Genomic DNA, 25113 nt, shown 5'->3' with positions numbered 1-25113 from the left:
CAGCGGGGTCGGCGAGCGTGAAGGACATGCGAACCGACACCCCTTGGAGCACCCTGCCGGCCCGGGAGCATCTCCTGGCCGGAGCGGTCGACGCGGCCGGTGCACCCGTACTCGACGTCGTGGTCCCGGTCTTCAACGAGGAGAAGGACCTCGAACCCTGCGTCCTGCGGCTGCGCGAACACCTCACGCGAACCTTCCCCTACCCCTTCCGGATCACCGTCGCGGACAACGCGAGCACCGACCGCACGCCGCGGGTGGCGGCCCGGCTCGCGGCGACCGTCCCCGAGGTGTGTTCGTACCGGCTGGAGGAGAAGGGCCGCGGGCGGGCGCTGCGCACGGTCTGGTCCCACTCGGACGCGCCGGTCCTCGCCTATATGGACGTCGACCTCTCGACCGACCTCAACGCGCTGCTGCCGCTGGTCGCGCCCCTGATCTCGGGCCACTCCGACCTCGCCATCGGCTCCCGCCTCGCACGCAGTTCGCGGGTGGTGCGCGGCTCGAAGCGGGAGTTCATCTCCCGGGCCTACAACCTCATCCTGCGCTCCTCGCTGGCCGCCCGCTTCAGCGACGCGCAGTGCGGATTCAAGGCGATACGGCGTGAGGTCGCGCAGCGGCTGCTGCCGATGGTCGAGGACACCGGCTGGTTCTTCGACACCGAGATGCTGGTGCTCGCCGAGCGCGCCGGTCTGCGTATCCACGAGGTACCGGTCGACTGGGTCGACGACCCCGACTCGACCGTGCACATCGTGCGGACGGCGACCGACGACCTCAAGGGCGTGTGGCGGGTGGGGCGGGCGCTGGCCGTCGGCGCCCTGCCGCTCGACCGGCTGGCCCGGCCCTTCGGGGACGATCCGCGCGACCGCGCCCTGTCCGGGGTGCCGGGCGGGCTGGCCCGCCAACTGGTCGGGTTCTGCGTCGTCGGAGCCCTCTCCACGCTCTTCTACCTCGCCCTGTACTCGCTGTTCCGGACGGGCCTGGGACCGCAGTTCGCCAACGGCGGCGCGCTGCTGGTGTCGGCCGTCGCCAACACGGCGGCCAACCGGAGACTCACCTTCCGGGTGCGGGGCAGGGGCGGCGCCCTGCGTCACCAGGCGCAGGGGCTCGTCGTCTTCGCCATCGGCCTCGCCCTGACCGGCGGCTCGCTCGCCGCGCTCGGCGCGGTCTCCGGATCGCCCTCGCACGGCACGGAACTCGCCGTCCTGATCACGGCCAACCTCGCGGCGACGGTGCTGCGGTTTCTGCTCTTCCGCGCCTGGGTCTTCCCCGACCGGAGCGGCTCCGAACACGAACTGAGGAACGTCCGATGACCACCTTCCCCGACCGTCTGCCGGCCCGGCCGCCCGGCACCTCAGCCGCGCACGGCCGCCCGTCGGCCACGTCCGCGGCACACGGCCGCCCCCGGGAGCCGTTCCGGCGCCGCGCACTGCGGGGCAGGGACGAGGACCCGGTCTGGGTCCGTCCGGCCGTGCTCGGCATGTTGCTCGTCGTGGGTCTGGCGTATCTGTGGAACCTCAGTGCCTCCGGATACGCCAACTCCTTCTATTCCGCCGCCGTGCAGGCGGGCAGCCAGAGCTGGAAGGCGTTCTTCTTCGGATCGCTGGACTCCGCGAACGCCATCACCGTCGACAAGCCCCCCGCCACCCTCTGGCCGATGGCCCTCTCGGTGCGGCTCTTCGGCCTCAGCGCGTGGGCGCTCCTCGTCCCCCAGGTGCTGATGGGCGTGGCCACGGCAGGGGTGCTGTACGCCGCCGTACGACGGCGCTTCAGCGCGCCCGCAGGACTGATCACGATGGCGGTGTTCGCGCTCACGCCCGTCGCCGCGCTGATGTTCCGCTTCAACAACCCGGACGCGCTCCTCGCCCTCCTGATGACCGTCACCGTGTACTGCGTCCTCCGCGCGCTGGAGAACGGGCGGACGAAGTGGCTGGTCTGGGCGGGCGCCGCCGTCGGGCTCGCGTTCCTGACGAAGACCCTCCAGGCGTTCCTGGTCCTTCCGCCGCTCGCCGTGCTGTACGCGGTGTGCGCGCCCACCTCCGTACGCAGGCGGCTGGGCCAACTCGCTCTGGCGACCGGTGTGATCGTGGTCGCCGGTGGCTGGTGGGTGGCGATCGTCGAACTGTGGCCCGCCTCGTCGCGTCCGTACATCGGCGGTTCGCAGAACAACTCCTTCCTTGAACTCACCTTCGGCTACAACGGGCTCGGGCGTCTCAACGGCGAGGAGACCGGCAGCGTCGGTGGTGGGGGCGGTGGCGGCCAGGGCGGTGGCTGGGGTGAGACCGGAATCGGGCGGATGTTCAACTCCGACATCGGCGGCCAGATCTCCTGGCTGCTGCCCGCCGCCCTGATCCTGCTGGTCGCGGGCGTGTGGCTGACCCGGAAGGCGAAGCGGACCGACACCGCGCGCGGGGCGTTCCTCGCCTGGGGCGGCGCGCTGCTGACGACCGCGCTGGTCTTCAGCTTCATGGCGGGCATCTTCCACCAGTACTACACGGTGGCTCTGGCCCCCTACATCGCGGCGCTCGTCGGCATGGGCGTCACGGTGCTGTGGGAGGAACGCGCCGCGCTCCGGGCGCGGGCGGTCCTCGCGGGCACGCTCGCCGTCACGGTGTACTGGTCGTACGTCCTCCTCGGGCGCACCCCGGACCATCTGCCGTGGCTGCGCTGGACCGTCCTGGCCGTCGGGCTCGTCGCCGCGGTGGGCCTGCTGTCCGCCTCCCGGCCGGTACGAGGGCTCGTGCCCGCCGTCGTGGCTCTCGGCTTCGCCGCGTCGCTCGCGGGCCCGACGGCGTACACGATCAGCACGCTGAACACCGGGCACCAGGGCTCGATCGTCACGGCGGGTCCGTCCGGCGCCGGCATGACGGGCGGCGGCCGGGGTGGTCCCGGCGGCGGCGAGGGCCCGGGCGGTGCCGGCGGAACGGGCCGGCCCCCGGGCGCCCAGCCGGGCCAGGGTCAGCCGGGCCAGGGTCAGCCGGGTCAAGGTCAGGGTCAGCCGGGCCAGGGCCGCCAGCAGGGCGCCATGCCCGGCGGCACGGCACCCGGCGGTACGGCACCGGGTGGCACAGCGCCCGGCGGGGCCACGGCCGAAGGCGGCGCGGGTGGCATGGGCGGCGGCATGGGCGGGGGCGGCATGGGCGGGCTGCTCAACGGCGCGACCGTCGGGGCGGAGGCCGAGAGGCTTCTCGCGGCGAACGCCTCGGACTACACCTGGGCCGCCGCGGCCATCGGTTCGCAGAACGCGGCGAGCTACCAGCTCGCCACCGGTGAACCCGTGATGGCGATCGGCGGCTTCAACGGCAGCGATCCCGCACCCACGCTCGCCCGGTTCAAGGGGTACGTCGAGGACGGGAGGATCCACTACTTCATCTCGGGCGGCGGCATGGGCGGCGGTGGCGGCGACAGCGGCACCTCCTCGCGGATCTCCTCGTGGGTGGAGGCCTCCTTCGAGAAGGTCACGGTCGGCGGCGCGACCTTCTACGACCTCACCCGGCCGGTGGGCGGAGCCGGGTAGCCGAGGAGAGGAAGGGCTCGAAATCCTTCCCGGCGGTGGTCGCGAAATTGACTTGTACGGCGTACAAGGAGTGCCTTACGGTGTACGACGCCACGCACTCCCATACACCGTACAAGTAGCACCGGAGCTCAAGGAGCCCGTATGACGGCGACCACCGCCGAGCCGAACGACCTCGCCCCCCAGGGGCACCCGCAGCGCTGGCTGATCCTCGGCGTCATCTGTCTGGCCCAGCTCACCGTGCTGCTCGACAACACCGTTCTCAACGTCGCCATCCCCTCCCTCACCACCGAGCTGGACGCGTCCACGGCCGACGTGCAGTGGATGATCAACGCCTACTCGCTCGTCCAGTCCGGCCTGCTCCTCACGGCCGGCAGCGCCGCCGACCGCTACGGCCGCAAGAGGATGCTGGTCGCGGGCCTCGCGCTCTTCGGCATCGGTTCGCTGGTGGCCGGGTTCGCCCAGTCCTCCGGCCAGCTCATCGCCGCCCGCGCGGGGATGGGCATCGGCGGCGCGCTGCTGATCACCACCACGCTGGCCGTGGTCGTCCAGATCTTCGACGACACCGAGCGCGTCAAGGCGATCGGCCTCTGGTCGACCGTCAACTCACTGGGCTTCGCCACCGGTCCGCTCATCGGCGGGATCATGCTCGACCACTTCTGGTGGGGCGCGATCTTCCTCATCAACATCCCGGTCGCGGTCATCGGCCTGATCGCCGTCGTGCGCCTCGTGCCGGAGTCCAGGAACCCGCAGGGCGACCGGCCCGACCTGCTGGGCGCGCTGCTCTCCACCGTCGGGATGACCGCCGTCGTGTACGCGATCATCTCCGGCCCCGGACACGGCTGGGCCTCCGGCCAGGTCCTGCTCACCGCCTTCACCGGCGTGGCGGTGCTCACCGGATTCGTCCTGTGGGAGCTCCACGTCCCGTACCCGATGCTGGACATGCACTTCTTCCGGAACCAGAAGTTCATCGGGGCGGTCGCGGGCGCTGTCCTGGTCGCCTTCGGGATGGGCGGTTCGCTGTTCCTGCTGACCCAGCACCTGCAGTTCGTCCTCGGGTACGGGCCCCTGGAGGCCGGACTCCGTACGGCTCCGCTGGCGCTCACCGTGGTCGCGCTCAACCTCACGGGGCTCGGCGCCCGCCTCGTACCGAAGGTGGGAACCCCCGGCACCATCGCTGCCGGGATGAGCCTGCTGGCTGCCGGACTGGGTGCCATCGCGGTGTTCGGCAACGACGGATACGGCGGGATGCTCCTCGGCCTGGTCGTCATGGGTGCGGGCATCTCGCTCGCCATGCCCGCCATGGCCAACGCGATCATGAGCGCTATTCCGCCGGAGAAGGCGGGCGTGGGCGCGGGAGTCAACGGCACGCTCGCCGAATTCGGCAACGGCCTCGGCGTCGCCGTGCTCGGCGCCGTGCTGAACTCCCGCTTCGCCGCCCTCGTACCCGCGGCCGTGGGAGCGGCCTCGCTGCCCGCCGCGCTCGCCGCCGCGGACGGTGCCGGGGAGCGGCAGCGCATCACGGACGCCTTCGCCTCCGGGCTGGAGACGAGTCAGCTGGTCGGGGCGGTCGCGGTGCTCGCGGGCGGGCTGCTCGCCGCGGCGCTGCTGAGGCGGGCCGAGCGGATGGAACCGGGGCTTGCGGGCCCTGCCGCGAAGGGCCGGCTGCGGCAGACTCGGCCGGAACGGCGGCATAGCATCGGAGGGGACGCGTACCGGACCGTGGTCGTCCGGTACGCACCCCGGCCCAGCCCCAGTCCTCACCCCAGTCCCGTCCCCCAGCTCCACCGCCCCGGTCCGTCCCGTCCGGCAGAACGAGGAGAGTGCGCCATGGTGTCCGCGGCCGACCGCGTGAAGAACCCCGCGAGGACCAGCGTGTGGCTGGATCAGCGGGCCCCCTCGCGCACCCGCAAAGCCGAGTCGCCGGTGGGCCTGGACCGGGACAGGATCACCGCGGCGACGGTGCGCCTTCTGGACGCGGAGGGCCTCGCCAAGTTCTCCATGCGCCGCCTCGCCGCGGAGCTGGACGTCACCGCCATGTCTCTCTACTGGTACGTCGACACCAAGGACGACCTGCTGGAACTGGCGATGGACTCGGTCTTCGCCGAGATCGTGCCGCCCAGGGAGGACGCGGACTGGCGTGACCGCCTGCGCGACATGGCCCGCAGCTACCGCGAACTGATCGTCCGCCACATCTGGGTGTCACCGCTGGCCGGTCACTTCCTCAACATCGGCCCGCACGCGATGCTGTTCTCCTACGCCGTCCAGGACGTCATCCGCGCCACCGGGCTGCCGACGAACCACCAGACGGGCGCCCTGGCCGCCGCGTTCCACTTCGTCTACGGATTCAGCACCATCGAGGGGCACTTCGTGGAGCGGTGCCGGGAGGCGGGGCTCAGCCAGGACGAGTACTTCCAGCAGGCGATGGGCACCGTCAAGGCCCAGCCGCACCTCAAGAAGTTCGTCGACAGTGCCTCCGGCGCGATGGAGGCGCGTGGCGGCGGCACGGTCGAGGAGATGCGCGAGCGGGACTTCGTCTTCGCCCTGGACCTGGTGGTCGCGGGCATCGAGTCGATGTGCGCCAAGGCGGGCGTCGCCGCTCAGTAGCCCCGGTCCACGTCCACGGCGAGCGCCGGCACCGTGCCCGTACGCAGCTCGTCCCAGCACGTCTCGAAGTCACTGACGACGTCCTCGTCGGCCGTGATACCGGCGGAATGCGACGTGATCACCGTCCGGGGGAGCCGCCAGCAGCCGTCGTCGGGCGCCGGGGGCTCCTCGGGAAGCACGTCGAGCACGGCCCGCCGTACGTTCCCGGCGCGCAGGGCGGCCGCCAGCGCGTCCAGGTCCACCGTCGCCCCGCGCCCCACGTTGACGAAGCTCGCCCCGCGCACGGCCGCGAAGCGGCGAGCCCCGAAGTACCCCCGCGTCGCGCCGGTCAGAGGCAGCGCGGCGACCACCCAGCGCGCGGCGCCCAGCTCCTCCGAGTCCATGTCCGCCCCGATCACCCGGTCGAAGCCCGGCGGGGGTACGGCACGCGGGCCGCGGGCCACACCCACCGTCCGGATGCCGCACCCGCGCAGCAGGCCGGCGACCGCCGAACCGATGCGCCCGGTGCCGTGGACGAGGGCGGTCTGCCCGGCGACGAGCTCCGAGGGAATGCGCCGCCACTCGGCCCGCGCGTGCTGCGCGGCGAACTCCGGGACGGCCTGGCACTCCGCGAGCACCCAGGCCAGGACGTACTGGGCGATCCGCTCGCCCATGCGCCCCACCGTCCGGGTGAGCAGCGCGCCCTGCGGCCAGGGGCCCGAGCCGAGCAGGGCGTCCGTACCGGCGTTGACGCTGTGGAACCAGACCAGCCGGCCGCTGCGCAGCGCGTCCGGCAACGAGGCGCCCACGTACACGTACGGCTCGTCAGGCGCGCTCGCCGGCGCCCGCTCCACCGGTCGCCCGGCGATCCGCTCCAGCTCCCGGAGCACGGGCTCGCCCACTTCGGGCGCGACCAGCAGCCGGGCCCGCGCGAGCAGGCCGGGGGCGGGTATCGCCTGTTCGGGTGCGGACATGGGCGTCAGCCGCCGGAGGACAGACGGGCCGGGAAGCCGCCGGTGGCGACCGGACCCCACCGCTCGGGGGTGATCCGGATGATCGACTTGCCCTGCTTCACCATCGCCGCCCGGTACTCGTCCCAGTCCGGGTGCTCGCCGGAGATGTTCCGGAAGTACTCGACGAGCGGCTCGACCGAATCCGGTGAGTCGATCACCTCGGCCGAACCGTCGATCTGCACCCAGGGCCCGTTCCAGTCGTCCGACAGGACGATCACGCTCACCCGCTCGTCCCGCTTGGCGTTACGGGTCTTGGCGCGCTCCGGATACGTCGAGACGACGATCCGGCCCGCGTCGTCGACGCCGCAGGTGAGGGGGGAGCCCTGGGGGCGGCCGTCGGACCGGGTGGTCAGCAGGATCGCCCGGTGCCGGGGCCGTACGAACGCCAGCAGCTCGTCGAGCTCCACGGGGGTGTTGGTCGCGATGTGGGGTGCCATGCCTTTGACCCTACGGCGCCCCCGGATCCCTACGAGGGCAGGGACTCGCCCTGCACCGCCTGGATGTCCAGCTCCACGCGGAGTGTCGTGCCGATCGCCGAAATGCCCGCCCGCACGACCTGGTTGTAGTTCATGGCGAAGTCGTCGCGACGCAGTTCGGCGGTCGCGTGGAAGGCCGCACGGACCCCGCCCCACGGGTCCGGTCCGGTGCCCAGGTAGCTGAGGTCGAGGTCGACGGCGCGCGTCACACCGTGCAGTGTGAGCTCCCCGTGCACCGTCCAGCGGTCCGGGCCCGCCGGGGTCAGCCCGGTGGAGCGGTAGGTGATCTCCGGGAAGCGGTCCGTGTCCAGGAAGTCGGGCGAGCGCAGATGCTTGTCCCGCATGGAGTTGCCCGTGTCGATGCCGGCCGCGCTGATGACCGCGTCGACCCGGGACCGCTCGATGTCCGGCGCGATCTCGATGCGGCCGGAGAAGTCGGTGAACCGGCCGTGCACGCTGGAGATCCCCAGGTGCTGGGCCGCCGCGCCCACCGAGGAGTGCGCCGGGTCCAGCGACCACACGCCCGGAGGCGGCAGCTGCGCCCCGCCCTGCCGGGCCATCACGACCGTGCCCGCGTCGATCCGGCCACCAGCCGTGACGAGCGCGGTCGAGGCGGTGGGCGCGTAGCCGACCGCGGTGACGATCACGGTGTACGCGCCGCCCGGCAGCGGGTCCTCGGTGCGGACCGCCCCGTCCTCGTTCGCTGCGGCGCGCAGCACCTGGGTGCCCGTCATGTCGGTGACCGTCACGACCGCGTGCTGGACCGCCCAGCCGTCCCGCGTCCGTACCTGTGCGCGAAGTGCCATGCCGTATCTCTCTTCTCGCTCCATGACCCGCCAGGGCCGAATGAGTCGGGCCCCGGGGGCGGGTGCGGCAGGCCGTCCCCTGCCTGCCGTACCCGCCCCGGGGCCCGTTTCCGCCGACGGGGACAGCCTCTCCGCTCGAAGTGCCGTCCCGCCAGGGGTCCTGGTTACTCGCCGGGGTGGGCGAGCTCGATGTCGTGGCCGTCCGTCCCGTGACCCGCCACGGTCAGGGAGCCGGCCACCGGCGGGTAGCCGGTCGCGACGACCGAGTAGTCGCCCGCGTCGAGGTCGGTGAAGGCGTACGCCCCGTCCTCCCCCGTCGTCGCGGTGGCGACCACGTTGCCGGCCGCGTCGATCAGCGTGACGCGGGCGTCGGACAGCGGGGCCCGGGCGGAGCCGGCCCGCACCACGCCCTGGACCAGCGCACCGGCCCGCAGCGCCGCCTCGACCCGGGTGACACCCTGGCCGCCGATCTCCACGGGCAGCGCCAGCGGGCGGAACCCGGCGGCGTTCAGGGCGACGGTCACCGCGCCCGGGACCAGCTCACCGAAGGTGAACTCGCCCGCGTCGCCGGACCTTCCGGTCGCCAGCACGTCGCCGCGCACATCGGTCACGACGACCATGGCGCCCTCGACCGGAGCCCCGGTCTCCTCGGCCCGGACGGTCCCGGTGAGACCGCTCGTACCGACGAGGAGGATGTCGTACGCCACCGGCTCCTCGCCGACGACCACGGTGGACGCCTGCGGCTGGAAGCCGTCTGCGGACGCGATCAGGACGTACGAACCCGCGCCCGGCGCGTCCAGCACGTAGCCGCCGTCTGCCTGGGCGACGGAGCGCCCCAGCTGCCGGCCGGCCGGTGAGATCAGCGTGACGGCGGCCCGTGCGACCGGTACGCCCTCCGCGCCGAGCACCACACCGAGCACCGCCGTGCCGCGTACCGCCTCGACCGGAGCGTCGAGGGTGGCGACCGAGGTGACCCCGGCGACGCCCTCGGTGACCTGGGCGGCCTCCGGGACCGCCTCGGCGGCCGGGGTGTCGTTCGACGCGCTCGTCTTCAGCGCGACCTCCTTGATGAAGATCGTCACGATGAACGCGACGAGCGCGGCCGGGGCGGCGTACAGGAAGACGTCACCGACGCCGTGCCCGTACGCGGCCTCCACGACCGTACGGAACGGGCCGGGCAGCGTGTCCAGGTCGGGGATGCCCCCGCCACCGGTACCGCCGTGGCCCAGGGCCGCACCCTCGGGGCCGAGGTCGGCCAGTCCGTCCTTGACGTAGTGGGTGACCCGGTTCGCCATGACGGCGCCGAGCGCCGAGACGCCGATCGCGCCACCGAGCGAACGGAAGAACGTGACGACGGAGCTGGCCGAGCCGAGGTCGGCGGGAGCGACCTGGTTCTGCGTGGCGAGCACCAGGTTCTGCATCATCATGCCGACGCCGAGGCCCATCACGAACATGTAGACCGCGATCTGCCAGTACTCGGTGTCGTACCGGATGGTTCCCAGCATCCCGAGCCCGGCGGTCACCAGGAAGCCACCGCTGACCAGCCAGGCCTTCCAGCGGCCGGTCTTGGTGATGACCTGTCCGGAGACGGTCGAGGAGAGGAAGAGCCCCGCGATCATCGGGATCGTCATGACGCCGGACATCGTCGGCGACTTGTCGCGCGCCAGCTGGAAGTACTGGCTGAAGAAGACGGTGCCCGCGAACATCGCGATGCCGACGAACAGGGAGGCCACCGAGGCCAGCGTGATGGTGCGGTTGCGGAAGAGGCGGAGCGGGATGATCGGCTCGCTCGCCTTCGACTCGACGAGGAGGAAGAGCCCGATGAGCACGACGGTGCCGCCGAGCATCGCGTACGTGGGTCCGGAGATCCAGTCGTACTTGTCACCCGCGAAGGTGACCCAGAGCAGCAGCAGGGAAACCGCGGCGCTGATGAAGAAGGCGCCCGCCCAGTCGACCTTGACCTCGCGCTTCACGACCGGGAGCTTCAGGGTCTTCTGGAGCACGACGAGCGCGATGACCGCGAACGGCACGCCCACGTAGAAGCACCAGCGCCAGCCCATCCAGCTGGTGTCGGTGATGACGCCGCCGAGCAGCGGGCCGCCGACGGTGGCGACGGCGAAGACCGCGCCGAGGTAGCCGCTGTACCGGCCGCGCTCGCGCGGGGCGATCATCGCGGCCATGACGATCTGCGCGAGGGCGGAGAGACCGCCGACGCCGACGCCCTGCACGACGCGGCAGGCGATCAGCATCCCGCTGCTGGTGGAGAGACCGGCGACGACCGAGCCGGCCACGTAGATGATCAGCGCTATCTGGACCAGCAGCTTCTTGCTGAACAGGTCGGAGAGCTTGCCCCACAGGGGAGTGGTGGCGGTCATGGCCAGCAGCGAGGCCGTCACGACCCAGGTGTAGGCGCTCTGGCCGCCGCCGAGGTCGTTGATGATCTCGGGCAGGGCGTTCGACACGACGGTCGACGACAGGATCGCGACGAACATGCCGAGCAGCAGCCCGGTCAGTGCTTCCATGATCTGCCGGTGTGTCATCGGCGTGCCGTCGGGGACTTCGGCGCCCCCGTGCTTGGCGTGGCCGCCCCGCACACCGGTGGGTGTGGTCGTAGCCATTGAGTTCCTTCTCTTTGCATCTGTTACATAGGTGTACGGGTGTGCGAATCCTCTGAGTGCCGCGTGCGGCAGTCCCCGCTGTGCTTTCCGGGAAGGCACTCACCGGAGCCCCGGCAGGCGAAGCTGTCGCGCAGCCGGGACAGCAGGGTGTTCAGCCGGCCGACGTCCTCGTCGGACCAGTCGATGAGTTTCCTGGCGAACATCTCGGTCGTCCGGCGGCTCAGCTCGTCGAGCTGCTCGCCTCCCGCAGGGGTCAGCCGCAGGATGCGGGACCGCTTGTCGGCGGGGTCGGGGGACCGTTCTATCCAGCCGCGTTCGGCCACATGTGCGACGTGACGGCTGGTCACCGACATGTCCACGGCCAGCAGCTCGGCCAGTCTGCTGATGCGCATCTCGCCGTGTTCCGCCAGGAGTGCCAGCACGGCGGCGGAGCCACCGGGGCACTCGGGGGGAAGGGTCCGGGCGAGTCCCCGCTTGACCGCGCCGACGGCGCTGAGCTGCCGTGCAAGCTCCTGGTAGTGGCTCCGAGCGGCCATCGGCCCTCCTGAGATCTCGGCGCCAACTAATTGCTTAGGGCAACCATAGAAGCCGTTGGTTGCTACAGGCAAACTAAAAGAGCCTTGCAGAAGTAAAGGAACGCAAAAGCCTGAGTAGGGTCCCGGTCAAACGCCCAGCGTGTGCCGCCGGCGCCATCCCGACTGTGACCCGCACCACCCCGTGGGGGTCCGTCCGCCGGTGGAACACCCGCATTTCGCCTGCCCCCGCGCCACCCGGGGGTTGGGTGGTAACGCCGAGTTCGCTAGGGTCCTGCCCCATGGCACACAACCCCCACGCCCCTCAGCCGGGCCCCGAGGGCACCAACGACCCGGCGGGCAGCACCCAGATGTTCCGCGCATTCGTCGACGAGGGCGAGCCGCAGCGCAGGCAGCAGCCGGCCGCGACCTCGTCCGGACCGAAGGCCGGAGTGATCGCGGCTGTCGTCGCCGTCGTCATCGTCCTCGGTGCGGTCGCCTGGCTCGCGCTCGGCTGACCGTCGGCCCCCACGTCGGTGGGGGTCACTTCCAGCTGGCGGTGACGTCCTGGGTCTCGGTCCGCATACCCAGAGGCACCCGCCAGGACTCCACACAGACGGTGTACGTCTTCTTCCGCACCGCTCCCGCGTCGATCGGCGTGGGGAGCGGCTGCGTCGACTCCACGGTCGCCCAGTCGACCCCGAGCGCGCCGATGATGTGCGTCTCGAAGGTGAGGTCGCCCGAACGGACCGGTGAACCACCGGTGTTGCGGAACTCCACGGTCACCTTCTCGCACCACCGCCGGTCCGCGTCGGCGTGCACCGGGTCGCCTACCTGAAGTGCGGCGGGCCCGGCGGGAGAGGGACTGCCCGACGGCGGCGGGGTGGTGCCCGTGCCCCCGGAACCGCCGGTGCTCCCTGGATCCGCGCCTGTGCCGCCGGAGCCTGCGGTGGCCGAGCCGGCCGGGCCCCCCGGGGGCGCCGGGTCCGGACTCCCGGGGCCCGGAGCCGTTCCACCGGAGCCACTCGTTTCGCCACCGACGCCGCCGCTCGCGGCCGTACGCCCTGAGGCTCCCCCGGTGTCTTCCGGTACGCCGGGCAGCTCACCGCCCCGACCCGGGCCGTCCGCGCTCTTCCCGCCGGATCCTCGGTCTCCACCCCCGGACCCGTCGCGCTCCGCGCCAGGGGTGTCCAGTGGGATCAGCGTGACCTTGTCCGAGGGCAGGCCCGCGGCACCCGGCGTCCCGGCCGGACCCGCGCCCGCTGCCCCGACCGCCGCGTAACCGTCGTCGCCCGTACCTCCGCCGCAGGCGGCCACCGCGCCACCCAGGCACAGCACGGCCGCCGAGGCGGCGATCACGGTGCCCCGGCGGCCGGTCGAGCCGAATGTCTGACGTCGCATCGCGCCAGTGTGGCTGACGGTCCGTCAATTCGGAACCCTTGCGATGCGGCGCGGGGGGTCAGTCGGCGACGAGCCCCTCCCTGAGCTGGGCGAGCGTACGGGTCAGCAGCCGGGAGACGTGCATCTGCGAGATGCCGACCTCCTCGCCGATCTGCGACTGGGTCATGTTGGCGAAGAAGCGCAGCATGATGATCTGCCGCTCGCGCGGGGCGAGTTTGGCCAGCAGCGGCTTCAGGGACTCGCGGTACTCGACGCCCTCCAGGGCGGTGTCCTCGTATCCCAGACGGTCCGCGAGCGAGCCCTCGCCGCCGTCGTCCTCGGGCGAGGGGGAGTCCAGGGACGAGGCGGTGTACGCGTTGCCGACGGCCAGCCCGTCGACCACGTCCTCCTCGGAGACGCCGAGCGCCTTGGCCAGCTCCGGCACGGTCGGCGAGCGGTCGAGCTTCTGGGCGAGCTCGTCACTGACCTTGGTGAGGGCGAGCCGCAGCTCCTGGAGCCGGCGCGGCACGCGCACCGACCACGAGGTGTCGCGGAAGAAGCGCTTGATCTCGCCGACCACGGTGGGCATCGCGAAGGTCGGGAACTCGACGCCCCGCTCGCAGTCGAAGCGGTCGATCGCCTTGATCAGGCCGATGGTGCCGACCTGGACGATGTCTTCCATGGGCTCGTTGCGGCTGCGGAACCGTGCCGCCGCGTAGCGGACGAGCGGGAGGTTGAGCTCGATGAGCGTGTCCCGCACATAGGCCCGCTCCGGGCTGTCCGTTCCCTCGGGGCCCGGTGCGGGGCCCAGCGCGGCGAGCCGCAGGAACAGGGAGCGGGACAGCGTGCGGGTGTCGATGGCTTCCGACGAGCTGGTGAGCACGGTCGGTGCCGGCACGCTCTTGGTGAGCGTGAGCACCTTCGAGCTGCCCTGATCTGCGGACATGCCACCCCCTTGAGGTCGCGGACGGTCGCGGTGGCCGCGACCATCGGAGGAACGCAGCCTCCACCTGAATACCGGAGGGGAGGCTGCGGCAAACGCGCTTCCAGCAGAATGTCACATGTCGGCAACACGCTGTAGTGACATGTCGACAAGTCAGCGGCATATCTGTGCAGGAAACAGGGGGTGTGAGGCTTTTACGCCGCCCGGACCGAATCAGTCACGGTCTACCCGATCCGGTTACGCCTCGATCCTATTTGCGGATCGAAGTCGGGCGAAACTTCTGGCTAGCAGTCTTGACACATGCATCTGGGAAACGCCCAGTTCGGCGCTGATCTGTGACTGCGTCAGATTGCTGTAGTAGCGCAGGAGCAGGATGCGCTGCTCGCGCTCTGGCAGCTGGACGAGAAGGTGCCGTACGAGGTCCCGGTGTTCGACCCCCGCGAGGGCGGGGTCCTCGTACCCGAGCCGGTCCAGGAGTCCTGGCAGCCCGTCGCCTTCCTGAGCCGCCTCCAGCGAGGTCGCGTGGTACGAGCGGCCCGCCTCGATGCAGGCGAGCACCTCCTCCTCGGGGATCTTGAGCCGTTCGGCGATCTCCCCCGTGGTGGGGGAGCGGCCGTGGGCGGTCGTCAGGTCCTCGGTCGCGCCGGTGACCTGGACCCAGAGCTCGTGCAGGCGCCTCGGTACGTGGACGGTCCGAACGTTGTCCCGGAAGTACCGTTTGATCTCGCCGACCACGGTCGGCATCGCGAAGGTCGGGAACTGGACGCCGCGTTCGGGGTCGAAGCGGTCGATGGCGTTGATCAGGCCGATGGTGCCGACCTGGACGACGTCCTCCATCGGTTCGTTCCGGCTGCGGAAGCGGGCCGCCGCGTACCGGACGAGTGGCAGGTTCGCCTCGATCAGGGCCGCCCGGACCCTGCCGTGTTCGGGAGTGCCCGGCTCCAGCCCCTTGAGCCGGCCGAACAGGACGTGCGTGAGCGCCCTGGTGTCCGCGCCCCGGGTCCTGGCGGGCGTGGTGGGATCGGGCGTCTCGGTCTGGATGTCGTCGGTCTGGACGTTCTGGGGAGGCACTTGAGGCGCTGTACTGGCCGGCACGGTGACGCCACCCCTTTGCGGTCAACTACGGTCAACTCATCCGTCAAAAGCGGTCATAGCATCACAAGACATGTCCACTGTGTGCAAGCACCGCTTATGGCCGTGTTGAGCGCAAGGTGGTTTAAACGCATAGAAAAAACCCCTCACCTGAGAGGTGAGGGGCCAGGCGGACCAAGGGCCCGCGACGCGTCAGAACGGGTAGTCGGCGATCACCCAGGTGGCGAACGCGCGCCACTGTCCGGCCGCTGCCTGATGGGCCGGATGCTCGATGTAGCGCTTCAGGGCGTCCTCGTCGGCGACGGCCGAATTGATCGCGAAGTCGTACGCGATCGGCCGGTCGGTGATGTTCCAGGCGCACTCCCAGAACTCCAGCTCCGGTACCTGCCCCGCCAGTGCCTGGAAGGCCTCCACGCCGGCGACGACCCGCGGCTCGTCCCGTTCGACGCCTTCGTTCAGCTTGAACAGGACCAGGTGACGGATCATCGGGTTCTCCTACTTGATGAGCTCGGACATGAAGTCGCCGACGCCCGTAGCGGCACTCGCAATGCCTTCGAACCCTACCTGGACAAGATCAGCGGCCCGGGCAGGGGACGTGATGATCGTGTACAGCACGAAGACCGAAACCGCGTAGAGCACGATCTTCTTCACTTGCACAGCCACTGCCTCTCCCGTTCGCTCCCCTGTACGGTCGGGCGATTCTAGCCGCACGAATGGCCGTATCCCGAGGATGTTTCCGATCAGGCACCAGATCGCTGATGTGGTCTTTAGGGACCAAGGACCCTGCCATCGGGGCCCTTCGCCCGGCTGTGGGGCTTTCGTGCGGAGGCAGGATGGACCACGAGCCCGCGGATCCGGCAGGAATCCGCAGGGCGAGGAACAGGACCCCTCCGTGGGGTCCGCGCCGCGACCGTCCCCCCGGGTAGCGGCGAGGACCGGAAGGCCCTGTTCCCCTCGGGGGAAGCGGCCTGTCCCCCCGGCGCCGCTTCCCCCGACCTGAACCCCGCCCGGAACGCCCGAAGGGCCCGACGCGATGCGTCGGGCCCTTCGTAAGAGCGGTAGCGGAGGGATTTGAACCCTCGGTGAGTCTCCCCACACTCGCTTTCGAGGCGAGCTCCTTCGGCCGCTCGGACACGCTACCGAGAGAGAGCTTAGACCATCTCGGGCCGTGGTCGGAAATCAGATGTCAGAGCTCGCGGAAGAAGGCCGTCAGCTGGGCGGAACACGCCTCCTCCAGCACTCCGGCGACGACCTCGGGCCGGTGGTTCAGTCTGCGGTCCCGTACGACGTCCCAGAGCGAACCCGCGGCGCCGGCCTTCTCGTCGCGTGCCCCGTAGACCACCCGGCCGATCCGGGACTGGACGAGGGCACCCGCGCACATCGTGCACGGTTCGAGGGTGACGACCAGGGTGCAGCCGGGCAGCCGCCACTCGCCGAGCACGGCGGCGGCCCTGCGGATGGCGAGCACCTCGGCGTGGGCGGTCGGGTCGCCGGTCGCCTCGCGTTCGTTGTGGCCCGTGGCGAGCAGCGAGCCGTCGGGGCCGAGGAGCACGGCGCCGACCGGCACGTCGCCGGTCAGCGCCGCCTGCGCGGCCTCGGCCAGGGCATGGCGCATGGGTGCCTGCCACGGGTCCCGTACCGGGTCGTGGAGAGGCGGTGAGAGGGGTGGGGGTGGTGGCGCGTTCACCCGCGGACCCTAACGGACGGACTCCATGACCTCGGCCGCTCCCAACGCGTCCGTGATCTCCACCAGCGCATCGGTGCGCAGTGTCAGCAGCTCCTTCTCCGAAAGACCGAAATCGGCCAGGAGCCCGAGGTCGCCGAGCGGCCCCGCGGGTACGGCGTCGAGAGGGATGTCGTCGTCGGCCGCCGGGTCCGACCGGCCGTCCACGGCCGCTTCCTCGGACACTTCGGGCTCGCCGTCCTCCGTGCCGTCGAGGTCGACGAGCTCTTCCAGTGCGGCGATCTCGTCCTCGGCCCCCGGTTCGCGGCCGAGCAGTTCGTCGGTGAGGAGGATTTCCCCGTACGAGGAGCGTGCGGCGGCGGACGCGTCCGAGACGTAGATACGGGGGTCCTCCTCACCGTCCACCCGGACGACGCCGAACCAGGCGTCCTCCTGCTCGATGTAGACGAGGACCGTGTCCTCGTCCACTGAGGCGTCCCGTGCCAGATCGGTCAGATCGGACAGGGTCTCCACATCGTCCAGCTCCGTGTCGCTCGCTTCCCACCCGTCTTCGGTGCGCGCGAGCAGTGCGGCGAAGTACACCGTGACTCTCCCACTTGTCATAGGTGAATCGGTCCGACGGGAGGGCAGCCGTTGTTCCGGCTGTCCTGTGCCCGCCCAATCGGCATCGTGGCAGAAACAGCGGCGGAGCGAGACCTCTTCGACCGTTGCGTCGGCCATCAGTTGCCGGCAGTGCCCGCTCGGCGGAGGGACATCGTGGCCTGTACACCGGCCGGTAAGGGCGGCGCGAAGTGGCCGTCACCATCGGAACGTACGCATCCGCATCGCTTGGCGCATCCGGGCCGCACGGGCTCTGCGCGGCTGGACCCGGTCGCGCAGCTGCTTGGCCTCGTGGAGCTCGCGCAGGAACTGGGCGCGGCGTCTGCGGCGTGACGTCTCACTCTCCCGGGTGTCAGGCGCGCCCGGCGCGTCGTCCGGGGCAGCCGGGGCCGCCAAGGCCTCCGGGGGGACACGTGCGGTACGTGCGGCCCGTGCCCGTTTCGGCTTCTCGCCGTCCGCCATCGACACACCACCCCAATGCTGGGTCCGTATGGCACCACCTTCCCTCCGAACAGGTGGTTGATGCCAGCGCAGGGTGCCGGGAGGCCCGGCTACTGTTGAGGCCATGCGCATTCACGTCGTCGACCACCCGCTGGTGGCGCACAAACTCACCACGCTGCGCGACAAGCGCACCGACTCCGCCACGTTCCGGCGTCTCGCCGATGAGCTGGTCACGCTGCTCGCGTACGAGGCCACCAGGGACGTGCGCACCGAGCAGGTCGACATCGTGACGCCGGTGACGGCCACGACCGGCGTCAAGCTCTCGCACCCCCGCCCCCTGGTCGTACCGATCCTGCGTGCGGGTCTCGGGATGCTCGACGGCATGGTGCGGCTCCTGCCGACCGCCGAGGTCGGCTTCCTCGGCATGATCCGCAACGAGGAGACGCTCCAGGCGGAGACGTACGCGACGCGGATGCCGGAGGACCTCTCGGGCCGCCAGGTGTACGTCCTGGACCCGATGCTGGCCACCGGCGGCACGTTGGTCGCGGCCATCAGGGAGCTGATCAGGCGCGGTGCTGATGACGTCACCGCGGTCGTGCTGCTCGCGGCGCCCGAGGGCGTCGAGGTGATGGAGCGCGAGCTGGCCGGTACGCCGGTCACCGTGGTCACCGCCTCGGTCGACGAGCGGCTCAACGAGAACGGCTACATCGTGCCGGGTCTCGGAGACGCGGGCGACCGGATGTACGGCACGGCCGGCTAGTACCGCGCGGCTGAACACCTGTGAACGGAACGGCTGCCGGGAGTGTCCGGTGACCGTTCCGTTCCCGTTTCAGCAGGACGAAGGGGCCGGGGCCGGCTTCGTGAGGGCGGTCAGCGCGGTCGCTGCGGCCCGGGTCGTGTTCAACGCCTTGAACTTCGTACCGAGAATCAGGTCGACGTCCGCCGTCTTGCGGGCGTCCGTCTTCTGCGTACTGCCCGGAAGCTGCGTGCCGAGCACGGTGAACGAACCGCCGGCGGCCGTCGGGGCGCCCAGCAGCATTCCGGGACCGGGGACCTTCTTGTCGTACGCGGCCGGGGCGTTGCCCACCTTGCCGATGACGAAGCCGCGCTTCTTCAGCTCCTCGGCCGCGGCCTTGGCGAGCCCGCTGCGCGGGGTGGCGTTGTAGACGTTCACCTTGATGCCGGCCGGCCTGGGCAGCGCCTTCGGGGCGGCCGCCGGCTTGACCGAGGCGCACTTCTTCTTGTGGTCGGCGGCGACGGCCTTCTCGTCGCCGCCGGTGAAGACGTCGATGAGCTGCAGCGTGCCCCAGCCGGCCAGGCCGAGGGCCACCACTGCGGCGACGGTCGCCAGGACCAGCCTGCGACGGTGACGGGGGCGGCGCATCCGCGGGTACGCGTTTCCCGTGATGCGGTACTTTCCGCCCATGCCGGGGGGAGTGAGCATGCTCATGGACGAAGCGTAGTGCGACCCAGTGATGATGCCTACTAAATGATCAATGGATTGCACCCACACGAGCCTGAAAGCACTCGAAAGGCCCGACGACGGCCACGGCTGGCCGTGAGCGGTTGCGGAGGTGGGGTCAGCCCATTTCGAGGACGCGCGCGTGCAGCACCTGGCGCTGCTGGAGCGCCGCGCGGACCGCGCGGTGCAGTCCGTCCTCGAGGTAGAGGTCGCCCTGCCACTTCACGACGTGGGCGAAGAGGTCACCGTAGAACGTGGAGTCCTCGGCGAGCAGGGTTTCGAGGTCCAGCTGGCCCTTGGTGGTCACGAGCTGGTCGAGGCGGACCGGACGCGGGGCGACATCCGCCCACTGTCGGGTGCTTTCCCGGCCGTGGTCGGGATATGGCCGCCCATTTCCGATGCGCTTGAAGATCACACGGAAAGCCTACCGGGCAAGGGGCTCCGGGCGCAGCACGGGACGGTGACTGTGCCGGTGACCGAAACAGGCAAAACCCCCCGAAGGTGGAGCGCTCCGCCACCGTGGACGCGGGACGGGTCCCGCGCGGGCCGAGGCGGGTTCCCCCGAAAGGGGGCGGGGGCGGCGTGGCCGCGGGCGGGTGACGTCCCGCCCGCGGCCACGCCGGAGGCCGTCGGTGCCCCGGGCACCGGGCCGCTCCGGGCGTACGGCTCCGGAGTGCGGGGTTACTCGGTGACGCCGTGCGCGTGGCCCTCGCGGAGGCCGCCGCCGCTGCCGGGCTCCCCGGTCGTGGGCTCGTCCGGAACCGGACGGGTCAGCGAGCGCAGGTCGTAGGCGTAGGTGCCGACGGCGTTGGCGATCACGTCGATGTTCGTGTCGAACAGACCCATGTCGACGTTGTCGATGTCGTCGCAGGCGGCGTGGTAGCAGGGGTCGTACGCGATGCCCGCCTCGCCGCCGAACTTCTCCGCCTGGGCCGGGGTCTTGATGCCCTCGGCGCCGGTGTCGGTACCGCCGGACGGGATCCCGACCTCGATGAACGGGCCGTAGTCGGAGCGCCCGGTGAAGTCCGTGCCCTCGTGCGCCTGGCCCTTTCCGTCGAGGAACTCGTTGATGTCGCGCTCCAGCTGCGCGGAGCCCTCGGGGCCCTCGCCCGCGCCGACGCCGTCGGAGTTGTTGCCGTCGAAGACGAACTGCGCGCCGTTCGGCGAGGCGATCATGTCGAAGTTGAGGTAGAGCGCGATCTGCTCACGCTGCTCCTCGGTGAGCGCGGCGACGTACGCCTCGGAGCCCAGGAGGCCGTTCTCCTCCGCCGACCACCAGGCGAAACGCACCTTGTTGGCGGGGGTGCGGTGGGTCTTGGCGAGTTCCAGGGCGACTTCGAGGAGGCCGGCCGAGCCGGAGCCGTTGTCGTTGATGCCGGGGCCCTCGGTGACCGAGTCGAGGTGGGCGCCGAGCATCACGGTCTTCGCCGTGTCGCCGCCGCGGGTCTCCGCGATGACGTTGCGCGTGGTGCGCTTCTCCTGGAACTCACGGATCTCGAAGGAGACCTTCACCTCGCCCTCGGCCAGGTCGGCCGCGAGCTGCCGGCCCTCGGCCATGCCGAGTCCGCCGGTGGGGATCTTCCCCGACTCGACGTCGCCGAGGGTGCCGGAGAGCACGCCTTCGACGTTGTTGTAGATGACCGCCCCCACGGCCCCCGCGGTGGCGGCCGTCGCCTGCTTCTGCGCGAAGGAGCAGCCGCCGCGCTTGATCAGCGCGATCTTTCCGGTGAAGTTCGCCGAGGCGTAGTCCGTCGCCTCGCAGCCGGTGGTGTCGTCGAGCGGGACGGCGGCCAGGGCCGCCTCCACGCCGCCGACCGGGGTGGACTTCGTGTACGTCATCGCCTTGATGCCGATGTCGCGCGGGGTGGGCGAGACGACGGCGAGCTTCTCGGCGAGGGTCTCGGTGTAGATGAAGTCGAAGGACTCGTACGAGACGTCGTACCCGGCCTTCCTGAGCAGCTGGTAGACGTACGCGGCGGAGGCGTCATGGCCCAGCGAACCGGCCGCGCGGTGGCCTTCGGCGGAGTCCGCTATCGCCTGGAACCGCTGGAGGTGCCGGTACGCGTCGTCCGCGGACGAGCGATTCACCAGCTTGCGCGCCAGTTTGGCCGCGTCCTTCGCGGGGTCGTGCGAGGACTGTCCCTGGTAGGGGGATGCGCCCAGGAGGAGCGGCGTGGCCAGGGCGGTGGCGGCCACAACAGCCATGGCTCTGCGACGAGTTGCGTGCACAGGAGTCCTTCCGGTGTGAACAGATGTGCACGAAAGCTAGCGAGTGCAGTGACATCTGGGAACTGTTGTGGCTCGTTGTCATCGGTTGTGTGTCTCGTTCGTGATCACTTCTTGGCCCGGGGCTTCCCGGACGTGCCCGTGCCCGTGGCCTTCTTCGCCGCCGCCTTCGCCTCCTGCTTGTACGCCCGCACCTCGGCGAGCGATTCGGGACCGGTGATGTCGGCGACCGAACGGTGCGAGCCCGCCTCGCCGTACGGCCCCGCCGCCTCCCGCCAGCCCGTGGGCCGCACACCGAACTGCTTGCCCAGCAGCGCGAGGAAGATCTGCGCCTTCTGGGCGCCGAATCCGGGCAGGGCGTTCAGCCGCTTCAGCAGTTCGGCCCCGGTCGGGGCGTCCGCCCAGACGGCACTCGCCTCGCCGTCGTACTCCGCCACGAGGTACTGGCAGAGCTGCTGCACCCGCTTGGCCATGGAACCGGGATACCGGTGCAGGGCGGGCTTCTCGGTGAAGAGGGCGGTGAAGGCGTCCGGGTCGTGGGCGGCGATCTCGTGGGCGTCCAGGTCATCGCCCCCCATCCGCCGCGCCAGGGTGTACGGGCCGGTGAACGCCCACTCCATCGGCACCTGCTGGTCCAGCAACATGCCGACGAGAGCGGCCAGCGCGCTGCGGCCGAGCAGCTCGTCCGCCTCGGGCTGCTGGGCGATCCGCAGGGTGACGTCCTTGCTGTTGTCGCTCTTGGTCATGATCCGATGATCGCGACAGCGCGGGACGTCTGCGAGTCGGGCCGCGCCGATGGCGCACAGTCTTCCCTCTCGCGAGAGTGCGGCCCGCCGCACCGCGCCGGGCCTGATGCTCCTCGCCCCGTGCCTGTTGACTTGGAGTGCACGCGAAGATCCAGACTCCTCGTCAGCGCCCGTGTCCGGCGGGTGCAGGAGGGGGAACTCCCATGCGTTACCGCACGATCGGCACCACCCCGGAGACCCGGCGCGAGGTCAGCGTCCTGAGCCTGGGCGCCATGCTCTTCGGCACGCTCACCGACGAGAAGACGTCCTTCGCGATCCTCGACCGGTACGTGGAGGCGGGCGGCACCTTCGTCGACACCTCCAACAACTACGCGTACTGGATCAACGGCACCCGGGGCGGCGAGAGCGAGAACGTGCTCGGCCGGTGGCGCCGCAGCCGGGGCGTCGGGGACGAGATCGTCGTCGCCACGAAGCTCGGCGCCAGCCCTCTCGCCGAGGGCACCGGCTACCTCGACAACGCCGAAGGACTGTCGGCCGAAGTGGTCAGGACCGCCGCCGAGCAGAGCCGGGAGCGTCTCGGGACGGCGAAGCTGGACCTGCTGTACGCACACATCGAGGACACGGCGGTCCCGCTCGAAGAGACCGTCGAGGCCCTCGCCGGGCTGGTCGCCGAGGGCACGGTCGGGCTGCTGGGCGTGAGCAACCACAGCGTGTGGAAGGTCGAACGGGCCAGGAACATCGCGGCGGCGGCCGGACTGCCCGGATACGAGGTCCTCCAGTACCACCACACGTATCTGCGGCAGCGCACCGATCTGCCGGGCCAGCTCTCCGGCGGCAGCCAGGGCGTGGTCGGCTGGGACATGCTCAGCTACCTCCGTGCCGAACCGGACCTCGCGATGGTCGCCTACTCGCCGCTGCTCGCGGGCGGTTACGTGCGTACGGACAAGCCGCTGAGCCCCGCGCACGACCACCCCGGTACGCCCGCGCGGCTGGCGGTGCTGGGCGAGGTGGCGAAGGAGGCGGGGGCCACCGTGAACCAGGTGGTGCTGTCCTGGCTGATCGGGGGCGAGGTGCCGATGATCCCGCTGGTCGGCGCGTCGTCCGTGGCGCAGCTCGACGAGAGTCTGGCCGCCGTGGAGCTGGAACTGACACCGGAACAGCGCACCAGGCTCGACGCGACCGGCTGATCCCGCGATCCCCGCCGCGTCAGGGGGTCAGCCCGGCCGCCCGTGTCCGCAGGTAGCGGACCTCGGGCTCGCTCAGGGTGCGGGCGGCGGCCCGTTCGTAGGCGGCGCGTGCCCCCTCGGGGTCCCCGGCCTTCTCCAGCAGATGGGCCCGCACGGCGTCCAGCCGGTGGTGGCCCGCCAGCCGGTCCTCCAGCGCGTCGAGCTCCAGGAGCCCGGCGCGCGGGCCGTGCACCATGGCGAGGGCGACCGCCCGTCCCAGTTCGGCCATGGGGTCGGACGCGTGCCGCACGAGGACGTCGTACAGCGCGAGGATCTGCGGCCAGTCGGTGTCCTCGGCGCGTTCGGCCTCGTCGTGGAGCGCGGCGATCGCCGCCTGCACCTGGTACGCCCCGGCGGGCCCCTCGGACAGGGCCTCGGCCACCAACGCGGTGCCCTCCGCGATCGCGTGGCGGTCCCAGCGGGTGCGGTCCTGCTCGTCCAGCGGGATCAGCTCGCCGTCCGGGCCGGTACGGGCGGGGCTTCGGGCCTCGGTGAGCACCATGAGGGCGAGCAGCCCCGTCACCCGGCCCTCCCGGGGCAGGAGGGCGCGTACGGCACGGGTCAGCCGAATGGCCTCGCGGGCCAGGTCCGCACGGTGCAGATCATGGCCCGAGGTCGCCGTGTGGCCCTCGTTGAAGATCAGGTAGAGCACCTGGAGCACGGTGGAGAGCCGCTGGTCACGGTCCTCGGGCACCGGCTGCCGGAACGGTGTGCCCCGCACCTTCTGCTTCGCCCGGCTGATCCGCTGCGCCATGGTCGCCTCCGGCACCAGATGGGCGCGGGCGATCTCCGCCGTCGTCAGGCCGCCGACGGCACGCAGGGTGAGCGCGATCTGCGCCGCCGGGGAGAGCGCCGGGTGGCAGCAGAGGAAGAGGAGGGTGAGGGTGTCGTCCTCGGACGGCGCACGGCTCTCGCCGGGCGGCGGCGCCGTGAAGGCGTCCCGGGGGGTGAGCGCCGCGGCCGTCTCCTCCCGTCTGCGCCGTGCGGTTTCGCTGCGCAGCTGATCGGTCAGCCGGCGCGAGGCGATCCGGATGAGCCAGCCGCGCGGGTTGTCCGGCAGCCCGTCGGCCGGCCACTGCCGGGCCGCCGCGAGCAGGGCCTCCTGGACGGCGTCCTCGGCCGCGTCGAAGTGTCCGTACCGCCGTACGAGCGCACCGAGGACCTGCGGCGCGTGCCGGCGCAGCAGGTCCTCGACCTCGGTCGTACGGCTCACACGGCACCTTCCGGGGCGGTCAGGACTTGTCTCCTGGGCCTTCGTCGATCGGGCGGATCACCACCGGGTACACGGGCGCGCCCTCGGGCTGCGGGCAGCGCACGATGCGCGCGGCGATCTCGGTGACCCTCTCAAGGTTCTCGCAGTCGAGGACCCAGTACCCGGCGAGCAGTTCCTTCGTCTCGCCGTACGGTCCGTCCGTGACGACGGTCTGCCCGTCGTCCCCGACACCCACGAAACGGGTCCTGGCGGGCTCGGCCAGGCCCTGGCCGTCCACCATCTCGCCGGTCTCCGCGAGGTCGTCGTTGATCCCCTGCATGAAGGCGAACATCGCCTGCACGTCCTTCTCGCTCCAGGCCGGGCTCTGCGGGGATCCCTTGCCGCTCATCGCGTCGTAGTCGACCTGCGAGCCCTGCACCATCACCAGGTACTTCATGATTCCTTCTCCTCGGTCCGGGTGCCGCCCCCCGTGGGCGGCTCTCACAGGGGACGTCGGAACAGGGCGGGGAGTCTCGACACCGCGCGGAGGAATTCTCCGAATCACCCGGCGGCCGAGCGGCGACCGGTGCGCCAGGGGCGCG

At 71.1% G+C, this 25113-nt stretch carries 25 protein-coding genes and 1 tRNA gene; 6 read left to right on the top strand and 20 right to left on the bottom strand.

What is annotated here, in order from left to right:
* The first annotated feature begins 26 nt into the window (after positions 1-26).
* From AB0C82_RS21740 to AB0C82_RS21730, 3 genes are all read left to right on the top strand, one after another.
* On the top strand, positions 27-1307 hold the full coding sequence (locus AB0C82_RS21740) for a bifunctional glycosyltransferase family 2/GtrA family protein (protein ID WP_362844449.1): 1281 nt from the start codon (positions 27-29) through the stop codon (positions 1305-1307).
* Positions 1304-3511, top strand: a complete 2208-nt coding sequence (locus AB0C82_RS21735) for a glycosyltransferase family 39 protein (RefSeq protein WP_362844446.1) — start codon at positions 1304-1306, stop codon at positions 3509-3511. Before AB0C82_RS21740 ends, AB0C82_RS21735 begins: the two co-directional genes overlap by 4 nt.
* Before the next feature lie 141 nt (positions 3512-3652).
* On the top strand, positions 3653-6115 hold the full coding sequence (locus AB0C82_RS21730) for an MFS transporter (RefSeq protein WP_362844443.1): 2463 nt from the start codon (positions 3653-3655) through the stop codon (positions 6113-6115).
* On the opposite strand, the gene AB0C82_RS21725 is transcribed toward AB0C82_RS21730, so the two are convergent.
* From AB0C82_RS21725 to AB0C82_RS21705, 5 genes are all read right to left on the bottom strand, one after another.
* Positions 6109-7068: an NAD(P)-dependent oxidoreductase gene (locus AB0C82_RS21725; protein WP_362844440.1), complete on the bottom strand. Its 960-nt coding sequence runs from the start codon at positions 7066-7068 to the stop codon at positions 6109-6111. The two genes, AB0C82_RS21730 and AB0C82_RS21725, sit on opposite strands and share 7 nt — an antisense overlap.
* 5 nt (positions 7069-7073) lie before the next feature.
* The gene (locus tag AB0C82_RS21720) at positions 7074-7544 is read right to left on the bottom strand and encodes a PPOX class F420-dependent oxidoreductase (protein ID WP_362844438.1); all 471 of its coding nucleotides are present in this window, start codon (positions 7542-7544) and stop codon (positions 7074-7076) included.
* 29 nt (positions 7545-7573) lie between these two features.
* A complete protein-coding gene (locus tag AB0C82_RS21715; protein WP_362844435.1) occupies positions 7574-8389 on the bottom strand; it encodes a YceI family protein in 816 nt (271 codons plus the stop codon).
* A 164-nt stretch (positions 8390-8553) separates the two neighbouring features.
* On the bottom strand, positions 8554-11007 hold the full coding sequence (locus tag AB0C82_RS21710) for an MFS transporter (protein WP_362844432.1): 2454 nt from the start codon (positions 11005-11007) through the stop codon (positions 8554-8556).
* A 23-nt stretch (positions 11008-11030) separates the two neighbouring features.
* A complete protein-coding gene (locus AB0C82_RS21705; protein ID WP_362844429.1) occupies positions 11031-11543 on the bottom strand; it encodes a MarR family transcriptional regulator in 513 nt (170 codons plus the stop codon).
* A 278-nt stretch (positions 11544-11821) separates the two neighbouring features.
* Between AB0C82_RS21705 and AB0C82_RS21700 the strand changes: the two genes are divergently transcribed.
* Positions 11822-12037: a hypothetical protein gene (locus AB0C82_RS21700; protein WP_362844426.1), complete on the top strand. Its 216-nt coding sequence runs from the start codon at positions 11822-11824 to the stop codon at positions 12035-12037.
* Positions 12038-12062: 25 nt separating this feature from the next.
* Here AB0C82_RS21700 and AB0C82_RS21695 read toward each other — a convergent pair whose 3' ends face one another.
* From AB0C82_RS21695 to AB0C82_RS21655, 9 genes are all read right to left on the bottom strand, one after another.
* On the bottom strand, positions 12063-12920 hold the full coding sequence (locus AB0C82_RS21695; protein ID WP_362844423.1) for a hypothetical protein: 858 nt from the start codon (positions 12918-12920) through the stop codon (positions 12063-12065).
* A gap of 58 nt (positions 12921-12978) precedes the next feature.
* Positions 12979-13845: an RNA polymerase sigma factor SigF gene (locus AB0C82_RS21690; RefSeq protein ID WP_362844421.1), complete on the bottom strand. Its 867-nt coding sequence runs from the start codon at positions 13843-13845 to the stop codon at positions 12979-12981.
* 234 nt (positions 13846-14079) lie between these two features.
* Positions 14080-14937 (bottom strand): RNA polymerase sigma factor SigF, encoded by an 858-nt coding sequence (locus AB0C82_RS21685; RefSeq protein WP_362844418.1) that lies wholly within the window; start codon positions 14935-14937, stop codon positions 14080-14082.
* A gap of 189 nt (positions 14938-15126) precedes the next feature.
* Positions 15127-15420: a Dabb family protein gene (locus tag AB0C82_RS21680; RefSeq protein ID WP_362844416.1), complete on the bottom strand. Its 294-nt coding sequence runs from the start codon at positions 15418-15420 to the stop codon at positions 15127-15129.
* A 9-nt stretch (positions 15421-15429) separates the two neighbouring features.
* Positions 15430-15597, bottom strand: coding sequence for a hypothetical protein (locus AB0C82_RS21675; RefSeq protein ID WP_362844413.1), 168 nt, complete (start codon positions 15595-15597; stop codon positions 15430-15432).
* Between the two features lie 393 nt (positions 15598-15990).
* Positions 15991-16075: transfer RNA gene (locus AB0C82_RS21670), tRNA-Ser, on the bottom strand.
* A gap of 45 nt (positions 16076-16120) precedes the next feature.
* Positions 16121-16549 (bottom strand): tRNA adenosine(34) deaminase TadA, encoded by a 429-nt coding sequence (gene tadA, locus AB0C82_RS21665; protein WP_362844410.1) that lies wholly within the window; start codon positions 16547-16549, stop codon positions 16121-16123.
* An 81-nt stretch (positions 16550-16630) separates the two neighbouring features.
* On the bottom strand, positions 16631-17200 hold the full coding sequence (locus AB0C82_RS21660) for a hypothetical protein (RefSeq protein WP_362845178.1): 570 nt from the start codon (positions 17198-17200) through the stop codon (positions 16631-16633).
* A gap of 216 nt (positions 17201-17416) precedes the next feature.
* Positions 17417-17680: a hypothetical protein gene (locus tag AB0C82_RS21655; protein ID WP_362844408.1), complete on the bottom strand. Its 264-nt coding sequence runs from the start codon at positions 17678-17680 to the stop codon at positions 17417-17419.
* A 103-nt stretch (positions 17681-17783) separates the two neighbouring features.
* Between AB0C82_RS21655 and upp the strand changes: the two genes are divergently transcribed.
* Positions 17784-18419 (top strand): uracil phosphoribosyltransferase, encoded by a 636-nt coding sequence (gene upp, locus AB0C82_RS21650; protein WP_362844406.1) that lies wholly within the window; start codon positions 17784-17786, stop codon positions 18417-18419.
* A 69-nt stretch (positions 18420-18488) separates the two neighbouring features.
* Here upp and AB0C82_RS21645 read toward each other — a convergent pair whose 3' ends face one another.
* From AB0C82_RS21645 to AB0C82_RS21630, 4 genes are all read right to left on the bottom strand, one after another.
* Entirely contained in the window at positions 18489-19085 is a 597-nt protein-coding gene (locus AB0C82_RS21645) for a LytR C-terminal domain-containing protein (RefSeq protein ID WP_362845176.1), read from the bottom strand.
* Between the two features lie 154 nt (positions 19086-19239).
* Positions 19240-19536, bottom strand: coding sequence for a type II toxin-antitoxin system VapB family antitoxin (locus AB0C82_RS21640; protein ID WP_014155093.1), 297 nt, complete (start codon positions 19534-19536; stop codon positions 19240-19242).
* A gap of 266 nt (positions 19537-19802) precedes the next feature.
* Positions 19803-21326 carry a M28 family metallopeptidase gene (locus AB0C82_RS21635; protein WP_362844403.1) on the bottom strand — a complete coding sequence of 508 codons (1524 nt, stop codon included), beginning with the start codon at positions 21324-21326 and terminating at the stop codon, positions 19803-19805.
* A gap of 128 nt (positions 21327-21454) precedes the next feature.
* A complete protein-coding gene (locus tag AB0C82_RS21630) occupies positions 21455-22093 on the bottom strand; it encodes an HhH-GPD-type base excision DNA repair protein (RefSeq protein WP_362844401.1) in 639 nt (212 codons plus the stop codon).
* A gap of 203 nt (positions 22094-22296) precedes the next feature.
* On the opposite strand from AB0C82_RS21630, the gene AB0C82_RS21625 reads away from it, so the two are divergent.
* Positions 22297-23280 (top strand): aldo/keto reductase, encoded by a 984-nt coding sequence (locus AB0C82_RS21625; protein WP_362844399.1) that lies wholly within the window; start codon positions 22297-22299, stop codon positions 23278-23280.
* 19 nt (positions 23281-23299) lie between these two features.
* Here AB0C82_RS21625 and AB0C82_RS21620 read toward each other — a convergent pair whose 3' ends face one another.
* Entirely contained in the window at positions 23300-24532 is a 1233-nt protein-coding gene (locus AB0C82_RS21620) for a sigma-70 family RNA polymerase sigma factor (protein WP_362844396.1), read from the bottom strand.
* A 19-nt stretch (positions 24533-24551) separates the two neighbouring features.
* On the bottom strand, positions 24552-24968 hold the full coding sequence (locus tag AB0C82_RS21615; protein WP_362844393.1) for a YciI family protein: 417 nt from the start codon (positions 24966-24968) through the stop codon (positions 24552-24554).
* Positions 24969-25113: the final 145 nt, after the last annotated feature.

It is taken from the genome of Streptomyces sp. NPDC048560 (genome assembly GCF_040650955.1).
Taxonomy (GTDB): Bacteria; Actinomycetota; Actinomycetes; order Streptomycetales; family Streptomycetaceae; genus Streptomyces.
This window is presented reverse-complemented; position numbering and strand designations above follow the sequence as displayed.

Bases quoted from the DNA above. Each gene is read 5' to 3' on its own strand.
- AB0C82_RS21615 (WP_362844393.1), bottom strand. From the start codon at position 24,968: ATGAAGTACCTGGTGATGGTGCAGGGCTCGCAGGTCGACTACGACGCG.
- tadA (WP_362844410.1), bottom strand. From the start codon at position 16,549: ATGCGCCATGCCCTGGCCGAGGCCGCGCAGGCGGCGCTGACCGGCGAC.
- AB0C82_RS21690 (WP_362844421.1), bottom strand. From the start codon at position 13,845: ATGTCCGCAGATCAGGGCAGCTCGAAGGTGCTCACGCTCACCAAGAGC.
- upp (WP_362844406.1), top strand. From the start codon at position 17,784: ATGCGCATTCACGTCGTCGACCACCCGCTGGTGGCGCACAAACTCACC.
- AB0C82_RS21680 (WP_362844416.1), bottom strand. From the start codon at position 15,420: ATGATCCGTCACCTGGTCCTGTTCAAGCTGAACGAAGGCGTCGAACGG.
- AB0C82_RS21700 (WP_362844426.1), top strand. From the start codon at position 11,822: ATGGCACACAACCCCCACGCCCCTCAGCCGGGCCCCGAGGGCACCAAC.
- AB0C82_RS21635 (WP_362844403.1), bottom strand. From the start codon at position 21,326: ATGGCTGTTGTGGCCGCCACCGCCCTGGCCACGCCGCTCCTCCTGGGC.
- AB0C82_RS21725 (WP_362844440.1), bottom strand. From the start codon at position 7,068: ATGTCCGCACCCGAACAGGCGATACCCGCCCCCGGCCTGCTCGCGCGG.
- AB0C82_RS21720 (WP_362844438.1), bottom strand. From the start codon at position 7,544: ATGGCACCCCACATCGCGACCAACACCCCCGTGGAGCTCGACGAGCTG.
- AB0C82_RS21655 (WP_362844408.1), bottom strand. From the start codon at position 17,680: ATGGCGGACGGCGAGAAGCCGAAACGGGCACGGGCCGCACGTACCGCA.
- AB0C82_RS21695 (WP_362844423.1), bottom strand. From the start codon at position 12,920: ATGCGACGTCAGACATTCGGCTCGACCGGCCGCCGGGGCACCGTGATC.
- AB0C82_RS21630 (WP_362844401.1), bottom strand. From the start codon at position 22,093: ATGACCAAGAGCGACAACAGCAAGGACGTCACCCTGCGGATCGCCCAG.
- AB0C82_RS21730 (WP_362844443.1), top strand. From the start codon at position 3,653: ATGACGGCGACCACCGCCGAGCCGAACGACCTCGCCCCCCAGGGGCAC.
- AB0C82_RS21710 (WP_362844432.1), bottom strand. From the start codon at position 11,007: ATGGCTACGACCACACCCACCGGTGTGCGGGGCGGCCACGCCAAGCAC.
- AB0C82_RS21715 (WP_362844435.1), bottom strand. From the start codon at position 8,389: ATGGCACTTCGCGCACAGGTACGGACGCGGGACGGCTGGGCGGTCCAG.
- AB0C82_RS21625 (WP_362844399.1), top strand. From the start codon at position 22,297: ATGCGTTACCGCACGATCGGCACCACCCCGGAGACCCGGCGCGAGGTC.
- AB0C82_RS21645 (WP_362845176.1), bottom strand. From the start codon at position 19,085: ATGGGCGGAAAGTACCGCATCACGGGAAACGCGTACCCGCGGATGCGC.
- AB0C82_RS21735 (WP_362844446.1), top strand. From the start codon at position 1,304: ATGACCACCTTCCCCGACCGTCTGCCGGCCCGGCCGCCCGGCACCTCA.
- AB0C82_RS21740 (WP_362844449.1), top strand. From the start codon at position 27: ATGCGAACCGACACCCCTTGGAGCACCCTGCCGGCCCGGGAGCATCTC.
- AB0C82_RS21705 (WP_362844429.1), bottom strand. From the start codon at position 11,543: ATGGCCGCTCGGAGCCACTACCAGGAGCTTGCACGGCAGCTCAGCGCC.